We start from the raw sequence: 16,000 nt of genomic DNA, 5'->3' as shown, positions 1-16,000 counted from the left end.
TTATCCTGCTCCTGATTACCGTTATGCAGTCGCTTCTTCCGCGTTTTGGCTTTCCTCAGTCCCGAGGCTGTTCAGGTAGAAAGTCAGTGGCTTGGAAGGATCGTAATTCACAGTGTCAAAGGCCATAACCGCCTTAAGTGTCTGGGCCGCCTCTAACATAGCTTTCACTACGCCTTTGCCCCCGTCTTCCTCCATCTCGAACAGGTATGCACCATAGTCGAGCTGCTGCTGGTAGACGCCATAGCGCGTCAGTTTGGCATTGTAGACGCTATGTCCTGACTCCAACATTTGTTGAAACAGAACCTTCGAGAAGCGCGCAGTCATGTTCATGACCGGCTCTGTCCGGTTAATGAACAATCCCTGCATGCCGGGGATGTTCAGTTCGTTCCTCAGGGTGGTCAGTCTGTTCAGTGAGTCATTAGCCTCTGCGAACTCAACGACTGACAGGTTTGTCGGAACCATCACTACGTTCGACAGGCACACTGTCCGCAAGGTTTTCGCGTCAAAGAAACCCGGAATGTCGATCAGGATAATGTCGAAGGTCTTTGCCCTCTCAACCAACATTCCGCTATCGAAATCAGTAACTTTGTAGCTCTCAAACACGATCCCATAGTCAGGGCGCCCCATCGTATTTCTAAGCAACGAAAACTTCGTAAGAGATGCCTGCACGCCATCTAGGTCCAGGGCTAAAACCTTCAGGGGGCTTTCAGGATTTGCCGCGTTGTACTGAGCCAGGGCGCTAAGAAGAGTGACAACAGAGGTCGTCTTAGCTGCGCCGCCTTTGGTAGTGTAAGCTGAAATGATCATACCTTGACCTGCCCTATGATCTATTTGTGGATCCCCTGATGCTCGGCTTTGTTAGGAGAGAGCGCCTGTATCTCAGGGTTTGATTTTTCATACAGCGATAAAGGCAGCATGTAAACGATGTTTACGACGTAAACGCAGTTTACAAAGTTTACACGGTATACAAAGTCTACAACGTATACAAAGTCAACATAGTTTACATCGAGAGCAACACCGGAAACGTAAACGATGTATACGATGTAAACAAGGTTTACACCGTATACACGGTCAACAAAGTTTACGATGTTTACATTATTAGCACTGTTTACTTTGTTTACACTGTTTACTTTGTTTACACTGTTTACTTCGCTTACACTGTTTACTTTGTTTACAGGGTTTACGTTGTTTACAGGGTTTACGTTGTTTACAGGGTTTACGTTGTTTACACCCCGCACATAATGATCGCTCATCGCAGAGCCAGATACTCCGGGAACCGCCAGCATACAGGACAGAAAGCAATTCTGGATCTGCTGCTGACGGCCGACAAGCATCAGCCCGATAGTTCACGACAAGACGAGCGACAGGATACGCCTGCCCCTAAGCGGGCCCAGAAGGCCCTCAGGAGCCGACCTTCACCTTTCAGCTACCCTGTTACCAAAAAACCTTAATAAGCCCCTCAGCGGGCCTCTCCGTCACTTCTAGAGCTATCTGGGATGACGTCCAGCATCCAATCGATCCGAAGCTGCGTACCAGCCGGTAGCTTGCCACCCGCAAAAGCCGTGTGGAATGTGCTTCAAAACGGATCTCCCAGATCCACTCCACCAAGCAAGAATTCCCGCGCTTTTTCACACACTTGCTACGCCAATTATCGGGTTTTCGACACGTCCATTACGCCATCTTCATCTAGGGACATTCTTGCTGTGCATTACGCCATTACGCGCGCGACCCTTTTCCGTCGCAGGAAATGTCTTCTGCCTATCCCTCTTTCTTCCATCTGTGCCGACTTCTCAGATGTAGACGAAAGACACCTGTGTGTGTATCTCTGTGATAGCCGTGGAATTTGGGAAGAAAAATTGGGCGTAAAGCGGGAAAAACTGCACTACCCTCGCTAGGGAAACTGCTTCTCACCCGCGAATGAGGAAGAAGGGGTAACTCCTTATTATGATTATGAAAACGCAAAGGTTGATTGCCCAAAGTATCATCGAAAACAGGGAGACTTTGGAGCATGAGCTTTTGACTGAAGCTAAGATGCTCAGGGATCGCGCCAACGCGCTTATCGCTGTTGAGGATGCGGTAAACCGCAGGAAACCTCCTTGTGCTTTGGCGGTCAAAACTGACGGAAAGGCGATGGGGCCCAGGATCGTGTGGATCCGTTACACCTCGAAAAAATACAACGTGAAGAACATCGGGCCGGTCCGTTTCACGCAGGAAATCCCCGGTCGCGTCAGGGGAAAATATCGCAAATCCATCTTCAGCAAGTTTGATCCAGACCTTCAAGACAAGCTCTGGGAGATCGAGGGAGAGGCCGCAGAACTCCGTAAACGCATCAGCTTCTGGCGGGCCGTGCTGAAGGAAATGGAACAAGTTTTGGAAGAAACTGACCCCCAACAGCAATTGGAGAGCGAGTATGTTGCGTAACTTTCTGAGGCTGTTCCGGCAGGCTCCCACCCCTCAGGCCGCCACCCAGATGGGCAAAATTATGGTCGTTGGCGCGCTTTCGTCTGGACCAGCAGCAGAAGGATCCACCTCTGGATCGGCCCGAAACTCGACCTTTGGACCTGAGCTGGACCTTGATGACTTACTCTCCGGCAGCAAAGATTTGTATGTGCCTCCTGATGTGGTCCACCATAACCGCGAGGGTTTAGCTCCACTTAGCGCCGCGCAGCTCATCCAAGCCAACCGAGCTTTGATCGATCAGGCTCTGCAATCTTTCAGCCACAAGCATCTGGTGCCTGACTTCGACAAACAGTTGATGCACCTGATCCGCCGTGTCGCACATTGGATGGGGCCTTTTCCCGCATCGCGTGGTCATCACCACCCGAACCGCGGCGGTCTGTTCACCCACTCGATCGGTGTGGCAGTCACCTCGCTTCATATGAGCGTGGCTAAGAACGTCACGGTTCATAGCACCCCCAGGGACCGTGACGCGGATAATCTGGCGTGGCAGCTGATCTGCTTCGTCGGCGGGCTGCTGCATGACATTGGCAAGCTGAACACGACCGGGAAGATCTTTCCGCACAGTGTCTCGAACAAGACCGGAGCGGATGGACAATTCATGTCTTCTGCCGCGCCTGTTTACGCTCAGCCATGGGAGCCGATGGTTGAAGGCTTTGAGGCATGGGTCGAAGCCAATGACATTCTCTCCTACTACATCGACTTCGACGTGCAGGAGATGATGCCCCACCGGGATTTCACCGCCCGCTACATCATGGCTTTGGTGCCTCGCCCCTTATTGGCGTTCATCTACAACTCGAATGATCTGGTGCGTACACAGTTCGAGGACTTCATTCGCAACCCCGAAAGTGCTGCCCAGACACCGATTTTCACAGTGGTCCGTGACGCCGACCATATGAATGTTGCTCTTTCTATCGACCCCCGACGCCGCCCCGGATCGGCGGAAATGAGCGCGCTGGTCATCCGCCGCTTCCACGAGTTTGCCTCGGAGGCTGGCTGGAACCTCCCCAACTCCCCCTTCATCTATGCCCATGTTGAACACGATACGGAGCAGGGCATCCGCTACTATGGGGTGCCGTTCTTCGTGGCGAGTGAAAGCTCCATCCAAGACTTCATTGCTTACCTGACCAGCAAACCCCTCATGGGCGTGAGCTTTGGGCCCCACATCCGTGAAATCGTCTTCAACACCTTGGAAGCCTCCTATGTCATGAACCGGACGCTGGAGATGCTGCTTCCCGAACAGATTAAGGTCGATGAGCTTCAGGACTATGTGCCTGCGTCCAAGGGGACCGTGCGTTTCCGTGCGCGGGATGTTGAGTCTATCCTCAAGCCGATCAACGGGCAGATTAAGGACGCACTGATTGAGCTGGCGGTAATCCCTATCGGCATCAAGCCTGCCGCCTCAGTCACCCTTCGAGCACCCACGCTGTCGTTCAGCGGCTCGCCGGCCTCTGCGTCTGCTGTCGCTATCCCGGTTGCGATCGACAACGGCAGGATCCTGCCAGCTGACCACGCTCTGCTGCACGACAACGCTTATATGCAGGACTTCAAGCCTCAAGACGTGCAGGAGGTTATGAAGAAGCATCAGGTGGCCGAAGAAGAGGCGCGACAGCTTCTCGCTATCCGCCCCAAGCTGGCATCAAAGGTCGAAGACGCCCCAGTCCTGTTAAATGACAAGCTTTCTAATGCGCTGGCTTTCACAGCCGGTCTCGCCACTGAGCTGAGCGAAGCGGTAAAAGAAACAGAGGATGAGGTTAAGGCCGAAGAAGCGCCTGCAAAACCTGCCCGCAAGAAACCGGCTGCCCAGGCCGAGTCTGCCGCTGCCGTGAAAAAGGGGGCAGGGACCACCACTAAGGCAAAAGCCCCGGCTAAGTCCGCCGCCAAACCAAAGGTGAAGGCAGATCCTCAGGATAAGCCCGAGACGGCTACCAAGCCGAAGGCAACGGCAAAGCCCAAGGCGGATCCTCCGGCTAAGCCCCCAGCAAAATCTGCCAGCAAAGCAAAGCCCAAGGCAAATCCTTCCGCTAAAGACATCCAGGAGGCGGGGCAGGGGGCCAGCGCCGAGGTGAAGCCTGAAGCAGGCAAGGAAGTGGTGGATACAGCTCAGGCTTCGCCTAAACCGGGCAAGCCGGGGATTGCTGATGCGCCTGCGACCTTCCCTGAGCCTGAACTGTCCATGCCAGAGCTCGATGATGACGCGCCGTCGTGGCAGTTTGCTTATGTCGCGCTAACCACCCTCACACCTGAGGAGAGAAAGCGGATTTTCTGGGCCTTCTTCTGGCTGTACCTCAGGGACAATCCCACACAGACGGTTGCTGCCATTTCCAATGGTAAAGGGGGGTTCTCTCTGCGCGGCACCAGCATCCCCAAGGCATACCGGGACGGAGCTGTCGGCGCTCTCAAACAGGCAGGCCTCCATATAGGCCACCTCAGCAAGCACTGGCCGTCCAACGCGCTGCGCCTCGATCATGAAACGTTCAAGTCGAGCTTCACGGTCAGCAAACCAAACGAAGACGGGCTGACCACTGTTGATATGGGTGCGGATTGCTCGGCTGTGATCGAACAGCAGATCGCCGCTGAACCTCCCGGCGGGGGAACCTCTGCATGAAACAGACCTATGAAACCGACTATCGGCCCAATTATGAGCTGTACCTTGCGCTTTCGTGGGGCGGCTGTGGGATCTTGTGCGCGATCCTCATGCACTTGGTATCGGGCTTCAGCCTTAAAACCACGCTGATCATGACCTCAGTATTCTTTGTGGTCGCGCTCTATCAGGCCACATTCGCACGCATCCGGTTCAAAAGGCTCGTGAAGCTTGAGCGGCAGGAGCAAAACTTCCTGTCTCTGGACGAAATGCAGGAGAAACTGAGTGACGACAGCCTGTTCCTGGGCCACGGCTTTGAGTGGACCGCGACCCACGCGCAGCAGGTAAGCGACCTTTACCGAGATCCAGAACGGCTTGGGGAGATCAAGCAGCGCCGGAAAGGCGCTACCTTCCTCCATGGAGTGGGGGCGGCGAATGAGAAGCCTGTCTATCTGCTCGATAACGAGAGCAAAGGGCATGTCCACATCATCGGGACAACGGGTGCTGGTAAGACGCGCCTTTTTGATCTGATCGCAACGCAATCAATCATGCGGGGCGAGCCTTTGATCATTCTTGATCCCAAGGGCGACCGCGAGCTGAAGAATAATGCTCAAGCTACATATCGGCGTCTCGGCCGGGATCGAGACTTCACGTTCTTCCATCCAGCTTTTGTTGACGAAAGCGCTGCGATCAACCCTCTGGCATCCCGGCAACGGGGGTCCGAGCTTGCATCACGTCTGGCCGCGATCATCCCTTCAAGCGCGTCAGGCGACGTGTTTAAGCAGTTTTCCCAAAACGCCCTGATGGGGATCTTCTACGCTGTTGAGATCTCCGGCACCAATCCGACCATCATGGACGTACAACGCGCTCTGTCCGAGGGCTTTGCGCCCCTTTGCATCCGCGCACTTCAGGGCTGGGCCTATTCAAACGGCCCTGCGATGGAAAAGGGGATGCGCGATGCCATGAACGTGCGGGGTAAGGGCGGGAAACTGCCCCCTGACAGCATGCGGGCTGAGCTGGGCGCACGGTATTATCAGGAGCAGTCTGCTCTGGATACCTCGCTTTCCAGTGCAGAGATGAACAATCTTATCTCCCTGCTTCTGCACGACCCCGGCCACTTTAAGAAGATGGTTGCCTCTCTGGTTCCGGTCGTCGGCAAGCTTTGCGCGGGCCCCTTGGCCACTCTGTTCTCTCCCGACCCCTCTGCCGGCCGTCTGCCTAAGTCGGGGAAAGTGGCCTCTCTTGAACAGGTCATTCAGACCGGCGGTGGCCTCTACATCGGTCTCGACACGCTCTCCGACCCAGACGTTGGCCGCGCTATGGGGCAAATGGTGCTTGCTGACCTCGCCTCACTGGCCGGTAAATTCTACAACTTCGGCCGATCCAATGCCCGTTTCGTCAACATTCTGGTGGATGAGGCCTCTGAGATCACCAATGAACAGCTTATCCAGCTGCTCAACAAAGGCCGCGGCGCCGGCATGAGGCTGTTTGTAGCCACCCAGACGCTCGCTGACTATGAGGCCCGCACCGGTTCTGCAGCAATGGCCTCTCAGCTGCTCGGGAACATGAACTCCACGATCATGTTGCGGACCATCGACGTAGATACGCAGGAGCGGCTGGCAAAGCGCCTCCCCGAGGTGCCAATTAGCTATGTGATGAAGACCACCGCAACCAGCCTGGGTGACACGACGATCACGGGCGCCTTCAGCCTCAATCACGGAGAGCGCCTGATGCAGGAGGATAAGCCAATCGTGGCCCCTCAGAGCTTTGGCGATCTCAGCGATCTTGAGTATTTTGCGGTTTTTGCCAAAGGCAACCTCATCAAAGGCCGCCTTCCGATCCTGGCCCCGCCCGATGAGGGGTATCATGCCCCCAGAGCCGAGCAATACGCACTGCACACCCTAAATCAGCACTATGACTATGAGGACGATGCCTCCGGTAGCGCTGCTGTGCGCGCTGATGCCGAGGAAAAACCGGAACCTCCTCCTGTTCTCGACCTCAAGGATGAAGTGCCAATTCCCCCTGTCCCCCCAGGGCGACGCCGTATGATCCCTTTTGCCCGCTGGGTGGAAATCCTTCCGGGCTTCCGCCCGAGCGACAAGATCTATGAGCCCGACGCTCCGAAAGGCCGGAGCTATGCGGGATTTTGGGTGATACGGCCTGATCAAGCGGCGCGATTTTCGGCGACGCTGGTGGCTACGCCGTCGGTGAATGTGACGCCTTCGATGAGCAAAGGCAACTGGTTCGCGCCCTTCAGGCGGCGCCATGTCTTGGCGGCAGCCTGAACGAGCTTGAAGACCATGAGCTTCGCCGTCTTCTGCGACAGCGCACCCTTGGTTCGGACAGTCCTGTGCCGGACGGTGGCGAAGACACTCTCGATCGGGTTTCCCGTGCGCAGGTGATCCCAGTGATCGGCCGGGAAGTCGTAGAAGGCGAGCAACGCCACGCTGTCCTTGGTCAGGCAGGTCACTGCCTTTTCGTATTTGGCGCCGTATTTCTCGGCGAAGACATTCATCGCGGTTTGCGCCACGGCGCGGGTTTCAGCCTGCCAGATCTCGCGCAGGTCGGCCTTCACCGCCGGCTGCATGGATTTCGGGAATTTGTTGAGCACGTTGGCGATTTTGTGGACCCAACATCTTTGATGGCGTGTGCCAGGGAAGACCTCGTCGAGCGCCTTCCAGAACCCCATTGCTCCGTCACCCACGGCAATCTCAGGCGGAACCGCGAGGCCGCGCGCCTTGATGTCGATCAGCAGTTCACGCCAGCTCTGCGCGCTCTCGCGCAAGCCGACCTGGAAGCCGACGAGTTCCTTCTTCCCCTCGGGCGTGGCCCCAAGAATGACCAGCATGCACTCGGCCTGCGGCTCCATCCGAGCCTGCAGGTAGACACCGTCCGCCCAGATGTAGACATACCGCCGGGCCGAGAGATCGCGGCGCTGCCAACGGTCGTATTCCTGCTGCCACTCCCCGGTCAGGCGCGAGACCACATCCGGCGACAGGTTGGGCGCGTCCTTCCCCAGGATGGCGGCCAGCGCCTCCTGGAAATTTCCCATCGAGATGCCACGCAGGTAGAGGACCGGCAGGAGAGCATCGAGGCTTCTTGAGCGCCGCGCCCATTTCGGCAGGATCGCAGAGCTGAAGCGGATCTTCTTCTCGGCCGGCACATCGGGGGCACGGTCGCGCACCTTCGGGCGCTGCACGTCGAGCGCCCCGATCCCGGTCAGGATGCTACGCTCCGGACCGTAGCCGTGTCGGACAACCCGCTGGCGACCATCCGGCAGGGTCTCTTCGGCATACTGCGCGACGAAGGCGTCGGCCTCGGCCCGCAGCGCGGCAGCCAGCATTCGGCGCGCCCCGTCGCGCGCGATCTCGGTCAGAGGATCATCCACAGATTCCGGCTGACGAAAGGCGATGATGTCTGTAGTCTTCTTCATGGCGTATCGTTCCTTTGGGAAGTTCTGGCAGGCTTCGACACCCGCCACGATACGCCGCCCTTTCAGACCCCGTCACCCATTTCCCGGCATAGCTCCGAAGGCCGTGCCGGAACTGGAGCCATTGCCCTCCCTCTGGGACGATGAACGGGAAAGGCAACAGGGGGCCGCGTAGGCCCCCTGTTTTGTGAGCCAAGAAACCGCCTTCCGTTATACGTCTAAAGCGAAACGTCCATGAGTTGAGCGGGAAGATGACCTCAATAAAAAAGCAAACGATCACCCGCTGGCTGGCGATTACAGCAGGTGCTTGCCTGATCTCTTACGCCGCTCAAACCCTGGCCCTCATGGCCACGCTCAGTGCTTTGCAAGCACTTGAAGTCTACGACGCCAACACAATGCCATTCATCATCGGGTTTGCGCTGCTTGTGGCCATGGGTTCAGGTTTCTGGCTGGCCAGGCAGTCCCGAACGGCGACGATCATTGAATATTCCACGCTCACAGCCGCTATCCTGTTCATCACGAGCGCAATCGTGATGGCTCTCGTGACCCTATGGGAGATTGAACTGGCCAAAACGCAACTGATCCTGCCGGGCCCGCACTTGGAGCCCCCATAGCTGCTGTCTTTGTCGCCGGAAACCTTGCTCAAGGAGCCATTTGTCTTACCATCGGCCTGGTACTGCGCCTGAAGCGCCGCTTAGCGGTGTAGTGTCAGTGCTACCGGATCGCGTTACGCCAGAAAGACATGATCCTGCTTTCATGCTCTGACCAATCCGTGACGTGCCGTGCAAAAACTGACCCAAGAACTGGATGGTGGCGAATGTCTGCGTAAAAGCGCGCGACCACCACGCCGATTTCTTCGGCGGTAATGTGAAACCTACGCGCATTCATACTGGCCCCCTTTCACCGGCCTCTGTGTTACGAGTGTTTCCTCTGCGCATGGCTTCTAACGTGGCCCGGCCATCATAAGAATTATGAACTCACATCAGAGAGTGCCAGATCCATTCATCGGATCTTGGCGGCCCGATGTGTAGCGGAATTTTCGCTGAGCTATGGTCGAAAGTTGGTGACGCTTGATCAGGCGGCGGTTTGAAGTTGACGGAGGCCGTCGCGGAACTCAACCCCCTGTATGATTTCTGGGAGGCGGTGGTGGCCGTCGAGTTTTCGCCATTTCTTCTGGGCCGACATCATCAGCTTGAAGGCCATGGCCGTTTGATCTGGTTCAGGTGAACGTCGAACTCCTGCGCCAGCTCGATCATGGTCTTCTCGCCCTTGATCGCGGCTACCGCCACTTTCGCCTTGAAAGCCGGGCTGTGGTTCCGGCGCGGTCGTCTTGCCATGGTCTTCTCCTCGCTCGCAGCATCATGCTGCCGTTACGCGGAAAATCCACTTATCCCGGCTGTTCAGATTCCCGCAGCCGCCTCTTCCATGACCAGACTAGACGAAACAGACCGACGTATTCTGCGCGCATTGCAGAAAGATGGTCGGATGCAGAATATCGAACTGGCAGCCCAGGTCGGGCTTTCGCCCTCGCCCTGTCTGCGGCGCGTCAAGGCGCTAGAAGAAGCTGGTGTCATTCAGCGCTACGCCGCGGTACTTAACCCGGCGGAAATCGGGATGGGCATGACGGTCTTCGCCCGTGTCTGGCTGACCGGGCAGGATGTCGAAACCGTCAACCACTTCACCAATACCGTCAGCGCCCTGCCGCAAATTGTCGAGTGCCACCTGATGGCGGGCAATTGCGACTTTCTGCTGCGCGTTGTGGCCCGCGATCTCGATGACTATCGGCAGTTCCAGATCGATCATCTGACCCGGATCAAGGGTGTTCAGAATGTAAAATCCGACATCCCTATGCAAAAGATCTAGCTCACCTCTGAACTGCCGCTCTGACGCGGTCACAGACTCCTCGCTTTATAGTGTGCGGCAGGGCGGCAATGTCGCATGGACAAGGTGGCAGTGGAAAACTACCATGATGGTATGCTTCGTCTGCTGATGATTATTGCCGCCTTGCTCACTCTTGTGCTGTCACCCGTTGCGGCGGCGGCGCATGAGTTCCGCATGTCCGGTGGCAACGACCAGCACGCGGCACTGCATGACGACGGTCATTCTGCAGTAATTTGTGAGGACCAAAGCGACTGCGCTGTCGATGTGGCCGTATGCAAGGCAGTATGCCTCGGCCTCTCGGTCCTCCTCCCTGTTCTGGCCGATGTATCGCAGTACTCCCCGAGGACAGATGTTTACGTCTCGGGGCCAGGCACCGACTTCCGGGAAGCGCTTCCCGATGAGGATAGTCGCCCTCCCATTTCCCCTCTCCTGTGAGTGACCGGCAGGGATTCCTGCCGCTTTCCCTTCCTTCCAAAGCGGGATCGCATCCCGAGGAGAGATCATGCCTTTCGTATCGAGACGCGGCTTTCTTGCCGCAGGTGCTGCCATGGCCGCATCATTCCAATTCAATTCCCGCGCACTTGCACAGGAGCCGCCAGCCCTCAGGCTTTCCGCGACCACGCGTACGCTGGACATCAACGGGCGCGCGGCGACGGTCTTTGGCCTTGCCGGACCGCAGGGCTCAGGCCTTGTCCTAAACCCGGGCGAACGCTTCAGGGTCGATCTGAGCAACGATCTGCCGGTGCCGACGATTATCCACTGGCATGGACAGATCCCTCCGAACGGACAGGATGGGGTGCCAGATGCGCCGATGGCGGCGCTCGCGCCCGGCGAGACGCGTGGGTACGACTTTGCGCCGCAGCCAGGAACCCATTGGATGCACAGCCATATCCCGATACAAGAAATGCAGTTGCTTGCCGCGCCGTTGATCGTGCGACGCCCCGAAGATGTCCGTGCCGACAGGCAGGAGGTTGTGGTCCTGCTGCATGATTTCTCGTTCAAGTCCCCCGAAGAGGTCATGGCGGAAATCACCGGCGGACATGGGGCCAGTCACGGCGCGGGTCACGGGACGCCGGCGCCGGTGCAGGGGATGGACCACGGCGCCATGGGCAACGGCGCCATCGGGGGCATGCAGCATGGCAGCATGTCCGGCATGGAGATGGATCTCAACGACCATGACTGGGACGCCTATCTGGCCAATGACCGCACGCTTGCCGATCCCGAAATCATCCAGGTCGAGCGCGGTGGCAGAGTGCGGCTACGGATCATCAATGGCGCTGCGGCAACCGTCTTCTGGATTGATACCGGCACGGTCGCAGGGCGGCTTGTGGCGGTCGATGGCCATGACATCCGGCCGCTCGCGGGAACCCGCTTTGGCGTGGCCATGGGCCAACGTCTGGATATCGAACTTGATCTGCCCGGTGAAAGCGCGGCCTGGCCGATCCTCGCGCTCAGGGAGGGTGCACGCGAGCGCACCGGCATCGTGCTCGCCGCCCCGGGGGCCAGCATCAGCCGGATCGCCGGAATGGGCGAGACAGAAGCCGCAGCCTTCGACGTCGATCTGGCGCAGGAAGGTCAACTGCTTGCCCTTGACGCCCTGCCGTCCCGGTCGGTCGATCGCAGCCATATGGTGATGCTGGGCGGGACCATGCAGCCCTATGTCTGGACCATCGACGGCGCGGTGTGGGGCGGTCACCGCCCGATTGGCGCCAGAAGCGGTGAGCGTGTCGAGTTGATGTTCCACAATATGTCGATGATGGGTCACCCGATGCACTTGCACGGCCACAGTTTCCAGGTCGTGGAAATCAATGGGCGACGCATGGCAGGTGCGCGGCGCGACACGGTCTATGTTCCGCCGATGTCGATGGTGACTGTTGCCGTCGATGCCGGTGAAGCCGCGAACTGGATGCTGCATTGCCACCACATGCCGCATCTGGCGACAGGCATGATGACGGAATTTGCGGTCGAAGCGTGAGGCGTGATCTTCTGATCGGCGGGGCTGCGCCGCTGAGCATTCTGGCCGGGGTCGGGGTCTTTCTTGCCCCCGACCCACGGCCAGACCCTACTGTATCCCGCGGGCGGGAAGTCTACGCTGCAAACTGCGCGGTCTGCCATGGCCAGCAGCTTGAAGGCCAACCTGACTGGCAAAGCCCTGCCGCCAACGGCCGCCTGCCTGCTCCACCGCATGATAAGACCGGGCATAGCTGGCATCATTCCGATGCCTTGCTGCTCTCCATCATCGCGCTCGGCACCGCCGCTGTCGTCGGAGACGGCTACGAAAGCGACATGCCAGGCTTCGCGGGTGCCCTGACGCCCGAGGACATGGAAGCGGTGCTGGCATTCATCAAAAGCACATGGCCAGAGCGTGAGGCCAAGTATCAGCGCCGGGTATCAGGCGTTGAATAACTAGACGGTCGTCGGACGCAAACAGATCGCATCAGTCTCGGCGAGGGCCCGGCTGTGTCGGGCAAATCCGGCGCAATGAACCTTAAACGGAAACTGGATAAGAAGTCACAAAAAATGCCGTGGGTCCTCTCTGGCCTCATACTTGCCGTAGTCGGAGCCACATTCTGGGTAGGCCGCGAACCGGATGCCACCACCGCACCGACCGCAGCCACAGCGACAGGCGTCCGGGTGCCGGCCCAATTCTCGGAGGCTGCTGCACGGGGGGGCACCGCCTTCGACAGCACCTGTGCCGCCTGTCATGGCGTCAACGGGGCCGGGACGGATGCTGGTCCGCCCCTGATCCATCGCATCTATGAACCGTCTCATCACGGCGATTATGCGTTCCAACTCGCGGTGTCCAATGGTGTGCGTGCTCACCATTGGCGGTTCGGGAACATGCCGCCACAACCGGGGCTCTCTGAAGCCGAGGTTTCAGATATTATCGCCTATGTGCGCGAGGTGCAGAGAGAAAACGGGATCGAATGAAGTGTCGGGAGCTTTTCCACTGCCTTCAATCCGGCAAAATTATTTGACCGAAGCAAATGTACGGACGTTTTCCGCGCCTTGAGAGAGACAGCGGACCGGTTCACCCCGGTCCGCGCTGGTTTTACTGCGATCAGAACCGCTTTGAACGCAGCCGCAGCGAGTTACCGATCACGCTGACCGAAGAGAGCGCCATCGCCGCCGCCGCGACAATCGGCGACAGCAGAAGGCCGAACAGCGGATAGAGCACCCCCGCCGCCAGCGGCACGCCCGCAGCGTTGTAGATGAAGGCGAAGACAAGGTTTTGCCGGATATTGCGCATCACCGCCTGCGACAGACGGCGCGCCTTCACGATCCCCATCAGGTCCCCCTTGAGGAGGGTCACGCCCGAACTCTCGATGGCGACATCCGTGCCCTGTCCCATAGCAATGCCGACATCGGCTGCGGCGAGGGCGGGCGCGTCGTTCACACCATCCCCGGCCATTGCGACGACATGCCCTTCGGCCCGCAGGCGATTGACCACCGCACTCTTTTGATCGGGCAGGACATCGGCCTCCACCTCGTCGATCCCGAGCTGCCGGGCAACCGCTTCGGCCGTGGTCCGGTTGTCACCGGTCAGCATGACGATGCGGATCCCCTCCTCATGCAGCGCGTTCAGCGCGGCTCGTGTGGTCTCCTTGACAGGATCGGCAATGGCAAAGATCCCGGCGGCACGGCTGTCGACCCCGATATAGATCGCTGTCGCCCCATCCTTGCGCAGCGCATCGGCTTCGGAGCTTAGCGGCGATGCATCCACCCCGTTCTCGGCCAGAAATGCGGCATTGCCGAGGAAGACGCGCTGCCCGTCCACTGTTCCCGAAGCACCCTTGCCGGTCGGTGAGTCGAAATCCGCAACTTTAGGGATACTGACCCCGGCGGCCTCGGCGCGCGCGACGATGGCAAGGGCGAGTGGATGCTCGGACACGGCCTCGACACTTGCCGCCAGCCGCAGGATATCCGCCTCGGCGAAGCCCGGAGCGGCGACGATCCCGGTCACCGCCGGCTTGCCTTCGGTCAGGGTGCCGGTTTTGTCTACGACCAGCGTATCGACCTTCTCCATCCGCTCCAGCGCTTCCGCATCGCGGATCAGAACTCCCGCACCCGCTCCTTTACCAACGCCGACCATGATGGACATCGGCGTTGCAAGGCCGAGGGCGCAGGGGCAGGCGATGATGAGCACGGCCACCGCAGCGATCAGTGCATGGGCGAACCGCGGCTCGGGGCCAATGGCTGCCCAGGCGGCAAAGGCCAGCAGGGCGATGGCGATGACCACAGGCACGAAGTAGCCGGAAACCTGATCGGCCATGCGCTGGATCGGCGCACGTGATCTTTGGGCATCCGCCACCATATGCACGATGCGTGACAGCATGGTGTCCTGGCCGACCCGCTCGGCGCGGATCACCAGCGCCCCGGTCTGGTTCATCGTGCCGCCGGTGACATGGTCGCCGACCGTACGGGTCACCGGCATGGATTCGCCAGTGATCATCGACTCATCGAGTGAGGAGCGTCCTTCTTGGACCGTGCCATCGACCGGCACCGCCTCGCCGGGACGCACCCGCAGGAGATCACCGACAACCACCTGATCAAGCGCCACGTCCTCTTCTTTGCTGCTGGCAGAGATACGCCGGGCTGTCTTGGGCGCGAGGTCCATCAGCGCCCGGATTGCTCCCGAGGTCTGTTCGCGAGCTCGTAGCTCCAGAACCTGTCCCAGAAGAACGAGAACCGTGATGACAGCTGCCGCTTCGAAATAGACATCGACGGAGCCGTCTGCTGCCCTAAACGTTGAAGGGAAGATGCTCGGAACCAGGGCGGCAACCATGCTGTAAATCCAGGCCGCACCTGTGCCGATTGCGATCAAGGTAAACATGTTCAGGCTGCGATTGATGATCGACGCCCAGCCACGCGCAAAGAACGGCCAGCCGCACCACAGGACCACCGGTGTTGCGAGAACCAACTGGATCCAGATCGAATAGGACTGGGGTACCAGATGATGCAGCCCGGGAATGAGATGGCTGCCCATCTCGAGGAAGAACACCGGAATCGTGAGAACAAGGCCGATCCAGAACCGACGCGTCATGTCAACGAGCTCGGCGGAGGGGCCGGTCTCGCCGCTGGCAATCAACGGCTCCAGCGCCATCCCGCATTTTGGGCAGCTGCCGGGCCCGTCACGACGGATCTCAGGGTGCATCGGGCAGGTCCAGACCGTACCAGCGGGCTGCGGACCGTGGTTTTTGACTGCGTGCCCGACATGATGGTGGTGGTGACCTGCCGGCGGGTGGGCATGCGCATGGGGCTCATGGTGGTTCTGATCAGATGGGGGCATGGGCAAATTCCGGGCGAAAGTGAAAGAGAAGGACGAAGACGCCACCATGTAACAAAACAAAGGGCGACCACCCTGCTGTTACAGAACGGCACCCTTGTACGGCGTTATTGTCGTTTTTCACAAATAAGTTCAGCAGCCTGTCACAGACGGTTCAGTGAACGGCCGCAGCGTCGAAGCAGCCGTTCGCGCAGATCGCAGCGAACGGCTTGAGGGCGCCCTTTTTGACGAATGCTGCCGAGCGACTGGACGGCCGCTTCGGCGGACCCGCAGCTTAGCGAGGTGTTCTCCGTTCGGGTCTAGACATACTCCGTAATGCGTTTCAACAAGGCGACACCGGCACCTGATAGAACGCCGCAAG

At 58.7% G+C, this 16,000-nt stretch carries 12 protein-coding genes and 3 pseudogenes; 9 read left to right on the top strand and 6 right to left on the bottom strand.

Annotation, left to right across the window (positions count from 1 at the left end; genetic code table 11):
• Positions 1-21: 21 nt before the first annotated feature.
• Together EG244_RS10260 and EG244_RS20410 are read right to left on the bottom strand one after the other, a co-directional pair.
• Entirely contained in the window at positions 22-807 is a 786-nt protein-coding gene (locus EG244_RS10260) for a ParA family protein (RefSeq protein WP_124964912.1), read from the bottom strand.
• A gap of 20 nt (positions 808-827) precedes the next feature.
• Entirely contained in the window at positions 828-1,253 is a 426-nt protein-coding gene (locus EG244_RS20410) for a hypothetical protein (RefSeq protein ID WP_158617284.1), read from the bottom strand.
• Positions 1,254-1,944: 691 nt separating this feature from the next.
• Here EG244_RS20410 and mobI point away from each other — a divergent pair.
• The 3 genes and pseudogenes from mobI to traD all read left to right on the top strand — a co-directional run.
• The gene (gene mobI / locus EG244_RS10255; RefSeq protein WP_124964911.1) at positions 1,945-2,421 is read left to right on the top strand and encodes a conjugative transfer protein MobI(A/C); all 477 of its coding nucleotides are present in this window, start codon (positions 1,945-1,947) and stop codon (positions 2,419-2,421) included.
• Positions 2,411-5,065, top strand: a complete 2,655-nt coding sequence (locus tag EG244_RS10250) for a TraI domain-containing protein (RefSeq protein ID WP_124964910.1) — start codon at positions 2,411-2,413, stop codon at positions 5,063-5,065. The genes mobI and EG244_RS10250 overlap by 11 nt, the downstream gene beginning before the upstream one ends.
• Positions 5,062-6,873: pseudogene (traD, locus tag EG244_RS20940) on the top strand (conjugative transfer system coupling protein TraD); the annotation flags it as partial. The gene EG244_RS10250 and the pseudogene traD, both read left to right, overlap by 4 nt.
• 332 nt (positions 6,874-7,205) lie before the next feature.
• Here traD and EG244_RS10240 read toward each other — a convergent pair.
• A complete protein-coding gene (locus EG244_RS10240; RefSeq protein WP_124964908.1) occupies positions 7,206-8,474 on the bottom strand; it encodes an IS256 family transposase in 1,269 nt (422 codons plus the stop codon).
• Between the two features lie 248 nt (positions 8,475-8,722).
• Here EG244_RS10240 and EG244_RS10235 point away from each other — a divergent pair, with 248 nt between their 5' ends.
• The gene (locus EG244_RS10235; RefSeq protein WP_124964907.1) at positions 8,723-9,085 is read left to right on the top strand and encodes a hypothetical protein; all 363 of its coding nucleotides are present in this window, start codon (positions 8,723-8,725) and stop codon (positions 9,083-9,085) included.
• Between the two features lie 460 nt (positions 9,086-9,545).
• On the opposite strand, the pseudogene EG244_RS10230 reads toward EG244_RS10235, so the two are convergent.
• Positions 9,546-9,677, bottom strand: a pseudogene (locus EG244_RS10230) (IS256 family transposase); the annotation flags it as partial.
• Positions 9,678-9,682: 5 nt separating this feature from the next.
• A pseudogene (locus EG244_RS10225) lies at positions 9,683-9,808 on the bottom strand (IS3 family transposase); the annotation flags it as partial.
• 88 nt (positions 9,809-9,896) lie between these two features.
• On the opposite strand from EG244_RS10225, the gene EG244_RS10220 reads away from it, so the two are divergent.
• The 5 genes from EG244_RS10220 (at position 9,897) to EG244_RS10200 (ending at position 13,283) form a co-directional block, all read left to right on the top strand.
• The gene (locus EG244_RS10220; RefSeq protein ID WP_124964906.1) at positions 9,897-10,334 is read left to right on the top strand and encodes an Lrp/AsnC family transcriptional regulator; all 438 of its coding nucleotides are present in this window, start codon (positions 9,897-9,899) and stop codon (positions 10,332-10,334) included.
• 75 nt (positions 10,335-10,409) lie between these two features.
• Positions 10,410-10,787 (top strand): hypothetical protein, encoded by a 378-nt coding sequence (locus EG244_RS10215; protein ID WP_124964905.1) that lies wholly within the window; start codon positions 10,410-10,412, stop codon positions 10,785-10,787.
• A gap of 67 nt (positions 10,788-10,854) precedes the next feature.
• Positions 10,855-12,327 carry a multicopper oxidase family protein gene (locus tag EG244_RS10210; RefSeq protein ID WP_124964904.1) on the top strand — a complete coding sequence of 491 codons (1,473 nt, stop codon included), beginning with the start codon at positions 10,855-10,857 and terminating at the stop codon, positions 12,325-12,327.
• Positions 12,324-12,758, top strand: coding sequence for a c-type cytochrome (locus tag EG244_RS10205; protein ID WP_124964903.1), 435 nt, complete (start codon positions 12,324-12,326; stop codon positions 12,756-12,758). Before EG244_RS10210 ends, EG244_RS10205 begins: the two co-directional genes overlap by 4 nt.
• A 54-nt stretch (positions 12,759-12,812) precedes the next feature.
• Complete coding sequence (locus EG244_RS10200) at positions 12,813-13,283, top strand: c-type cytochrome (protein WP_233588977.1); 471 nt, start codon at positions 12,813-12,815, stop codon at positions 13,281-13,283.
• A 130-nt stretch (positions 13,284-13,413) separates the two neighbouring features.
• Here EG244_RS10200 and EG244_RS10195 read toward each other — a convergent pair whose 3' ends face one another.
• Positions 13,414-15,642, bottom strand: coding sequence for a copper-transporting P-type ATPase (locus tag EG244_RS10195; protein WP_233588976.1), 2,229 nt, complete (start codon positions 15,640-15,642; stop codon positions 13,414-13,416).
• Positions 15,643-16,000: the final 358 nt, after the last annotated feature.

It is taken from the genome of Falsigemmobacter faecalis, assembly GCF_003863335.1.
In the GTDB taxonomy this organism is placed as follows: Bacteria; Pseudomonadota; Alphaproteobacteria; order Rhodobacterales; family Rhodobacteraceae; genus Wagnerdoeblera; species Wagnerdoeblera faecalis.
Note: the sequence above shows the minus strand (reverse complement) of the source record. Positions and strands in the feature narration are given on the sequence as shown.

Excerpts from the sequence above, each read along its gene's own strand:
- EG244_RS10220 (WP_124964906.1), top strand. The coding sequence starts at position 9,897 with ATGACCAGACTAGACGAAACAGACCGACGTATTCTGCGCGCATTGCAG.
- EG244_RS10215 (WP_124964905.1), top strand. The coding sequence starts at position 10,410 with ATGGACAAGGTGGCAGTGGAAAACTACCATGATGGTATGCTTCGTCTG.
- EG244_RS10260 (WP_124964912.1), bottom strand. The coding sequence starts at position 807 with ATGATCATTTCAGCTTACACTACCAAAGGCGGCGCAGCTAAGACGACC.
- EG244_RS10250 (WP_124964910.1), top strand. The coding sequence starts at position 2,411 with ATGTTGCGTAACTTTCTGAGGCTGTTCCGGCAGGCTCCCACCCCTCAG.
- EG244_RS10210 (WP_124964904.1), top strand. The coding sequence starts at position 10,855 with ATGCCTTTCGTATCGAGACGCGGCTTTCTTGCCGCAGGTGCTGCCATG.
- EG244_RS10195 (WP_233588976.1), bottom strand. The coding sequence starts at position 15,642 with ATGCCCCCATCTGATCAGAACCACCATGAGCCCCATGCGCATGCCCAC.
- EG244_RS10235 (WP_124964907.1), top strand. The coding sequence starts at position 8,723 with ATGACCTCAATAAAAAAGCAAACGATCACCCGCTGGCTGGCGATTACA.
- EG244_RS20410 (WP_158617284.1), bottom strand. The coding sequence starts at position 1,253 with ATGAGCGATCATTATGTGCGGGGTGTAAACAACGTAAACCCTGTAAAC.
- EG244_RS10240 (WP_124964908.1), bottom strand. The coding sequence starts at position 8,474 with ATGAAGAAGACTACAGACATCATCGCCTTTCGTCAGCCGGAATCTGTG.
- mobI (WP_124964911.1), top strand. The coding sequence starts at position 1,945 with ATGATTATGAAAACGCAAAGGTTGATTGCCCAAAGTATCATCGAAAAC.